The 3,673-nt window shown below is 30.4% G+C and carries 1 protein-coding gene; it reads right to left on the bottom strand.

Going from position 1 to position 3,673, the window contains the following annotated elements; translation table 11 throughout:
• Positions 1-107: 107 nt before the first annotated feature.
• A complete protein-coding gene (locus ACQRD5_RS16785) occupies positions 108-3,662 on the bottom strand; it encodes a DNA polymerase III subunit alpha (protein WP_291631876.1) in 3,555 nt (1,184 codons plus the stop codon).
• Positions 3,663-3,673: the final 11 nt, after the last annotated feature.

The following is a 3,673-nucleotide window of genomic DNA, read 5'->3' as shown; positions in this document are numbered from 1 at the left end:
TCCAATTAAATTTAATTTTTTTAAATTTTACATAAAAAAATGAAGAATACAGGTGCTAAATTCTTTATTATAATTTTATTAATTAGCAAGTGTAAACTTCATCTATATTATTCTATTATTTTAACATTTTCCTCTCCTATGATTTCCTTAAAATAACTTACTGCATCTGACTCAAGATTTATCCAAATATCCTTTGACATCCTATAACTTTTTCTATCATCTTCAGTAAATAGATACACTGTAGTATCACCTCTATAATAATCGGGCATCTTTTTTAATTCTTGTATTAAAGCCTTTCCTTCGTTTAAATCTTTAGTTCTTAAATATACTTTTGATGTATTTATTTTTTCTAAAGGCTCAATGCTTTCACATATTAACTTTGGTAGCTCATCTTCTTTAATACTTACTCTTCCTTTAATAACCACTAATGCATCTTCTTTTAGATTTTCTCTAACTTTATCTAAGGTCTTTGGAAAAACTATAACTTCTATTACACCAGTTAAATCTTCTAATTTCAAAAATGCCATCATAGTATTATTTCTAGTTATTTTTTGATTATATTCAGCAATTATACCTCCAAGTATAACTCTTTCTTCATCATGAATTATATCTTCTGGTAAATCATTAGGATTAAAGTTTTCCTTTATTATTTCATAGGACTTATATATTTTTTCCATATTAGTAGATGTTTGAACTTTTAAACTATCTGCATATTCATCTAAAGGATGTCCTGACAAGTATAATCCTGTCATTTCTTTTTCCATAGATAGTAAATTTTTCTTCGCAAATTCTTTTATATTAGGATAATTTATTTCTGGAAGCTCAATATCTTCTTCAATTCCAAATAAGCTTATTTGGCCATCTATATTTCTCTTCTTCTCATTAGCCACCCCATCCATTAACTTTTCATAAACGGCTAATAATCTAGATCTATATATATTAAATCCATCTAGAGCACCTGCTTTTATTAAACTTTCAATTGCTCTCTTATTAACTGAGGATAAATCTATTTTGTTAATGAAATCAATTAAGGATTCAAATAAGCCTTTTTTATTTCTAGCTTCTACTATTGTTTCAACAACATTAAATCCTACATTCTTTATAGCTGCTAATCCAAACCTAATTTTATCACCTTTAACAGTAAATTTTGAATAGCTTTCATTTATATCTGGTGGAAGTACTTGGATTCCTAAACTTTCAGCAAATGCAATATAATGGGCTACTTTTTCACTAGTTCCCATAACTGAATTAAGCATAGCTGCTATCGTTTCAACAGGATAATATTTCATTAAGTATGCAGTTTGATATCCTATAACTGCATAAGCTGCTGCATGTGACTTATTAAATGCATAAGACGCGAAATCCATCATTTGATCAAATATCTTATTTGCAGCTTCTTCAGAAATTCCATTTCTCTTACAGCCTGGAACTTCTATATTCCCATTTTCGTCAACTACTCCATAGATAAAGTTTTTACGTTCTTCTTCCATAACCTTGTGCTTTTTCTTAGACATAGCTCTTCTTACAAGGTCACTTCTTCCCATAGAATAACCAGCAAGCTTTCTTACTATCTCCATAACTTGCTCTTGATATACCATTACTCCATAGGTAACATTAAGTATATCCTCAAGTTCTGGAGCTTCATATTTAACTTTGTCTGGGTTTTGCTTACATTCTATATATCTAGGAATCTCAGCCATAGGACCTGGTCTATAAAGAGATATACCAGCTATAATATCTTCCAAGCAGTCTGGTTTTAATTCCTTCATAAATGATGTCATTCCTGGAGATTCTAGTTGGAATACTCCTGCAGTCTTCCCCTGACCAAGCATTTTGTAAACTTCTTTATCTTCAAAACCTATCTTATCTAAATTAACATCTATGCCTTGGTTTTCCTTTATCATTTTAACTGCATCATTCATAACAGTTAAAGTTCTAAGTCCAAGGAAATCCATTTTTAATAACCCTAATTCTTCTAAAGTTGTCATATCAAATTGAGCAACTATAGAGTCTTCATTTTTTTGTAGTGGTACATATTCAACTAATGGTTTAGATGCTATCACAACTCCAGCGGCATGGGTAGACGAATGTCTAGGTAATCCTTCTAAATCCTTACTAACATCAATTAAGTGCTTTACTCTCTCTTCATTATTATATGCTGCCTTAAGCTCTGGATTTATTTCTAAAGCTTTATCTATTGTAATTCCAAGCATTGTAGGAATCATTTTTGCTATTCTATCTACCTCCGCATAGGAATAATTCATAGCTCTTCCTACATCTCTTATACAGGCTCTAGGTGCCATAGTTCCAAATGTTATTATTTGAGATACATTGTTAACACCATATTTATCAACAACATAATCTATAACTTCCTGTCTTCTTTCATAACAAAAATCAGAATCTATATCTGGCATACTTACTCTTTCAGGATTTAAAAATCTTTCAAAAAGTAAGCTATATTTTATTGGATCTATTTTTGTTATACCCAATGTATAAGCTACTATAGAACCTGCTGCAGATCCACGTCCTGGACCAGTTGGTATCCCATTTTCATTAGAAAATCTTATAAAATCCCAAGTAATTAAGAAATAATCTACATATCCCATTTGTTTAATTACTGATAATTCGTATTCTAACCTTTCAATATATCCACAAGCTTCTTCATTTTCTTTATAATAATCCACAAATTCTTCAACATTTAGTGGTTTATTTAAAAATTCATTAAATATATCATATCTTTCAATTAATCCTGAATAACAAAGATTCTTTAAATAACTAAAAGGATCTATTCCTTCTGGAACTGGAAATTTAGGTAATTTTGACACATGAAATTCATAATTAAAATTACATTCTTCAGCTATTTTTGTTGTATTTTCTAAAGCCTCTGGAATATATGAAAACATATCCCACATTTCTTCTGGAGACTTTAAATAAAATTGATCTGATGGGTATCTTCTTCTATTGGGATCATCTATTGTCTTTCCTGTCTGTATGCACATTAGAATATCATGGGAAGCTGAATCTCTTTGGTTTATGTAATGAACATCATTAGTTGCTACTAATGGAATACCTGTTTCCTTAGATAACTTAATATTTCCATCTGTAACCTTCCTTTGCTCATCCATTCCATGATTCTGTATTTCTAAATAGAATCCTTCTTTAAAGATATCATTATATAAAAGTGCTACTTCCTTAGCCTTTTCATAATTATCCTTTAGATGCCAGTATTGAACCTCTCCCCCTAAACATGCACTTAAGGCTATAAGCCCATTACTATGTTTTCTTAAAAAATCATGGTCAACTCTTGGTTTATAGTAAAATCCTCTAATAGATGCTTCAGATACTATCTCCATTAGATTTTTATATCCTTCTTCGTTCTTTACTAGTAAAACTAAGTGATGTGTACTGTTTTCTTTATCATTTAGCTTAATATCCATAGATTTTGCAGCTACATAAACTTCACACCCAAGTATAGGCTTAATTCCCTGCTCTATAGCCTCTTTATAAAATGCTACACATCCATACATAACACCATGATCAGTTATTGCAATACTATCCATTCCCAGTTCCTTAGCTTTACTTATTATCTTCCCTATCTTGCCAGAACCATCAAGCAGGCTATATTCACTATGAAGATGTAAGTGCGTAAATTTCTTATCCATATAAACACCCC

This window comes from Clostridium sp. SGI.024, from assembly GCF_050315195.1.
GTDB lineage: Bacteria > Bacillota > Clostridia > Clostridiales > Clostridiaceae > Clostridium.
The sequence above is the reverse complement of the archived record's forward strand: the minus strand, read 5'-3'. Positions and strand labels throughout refer to the sequence as shown.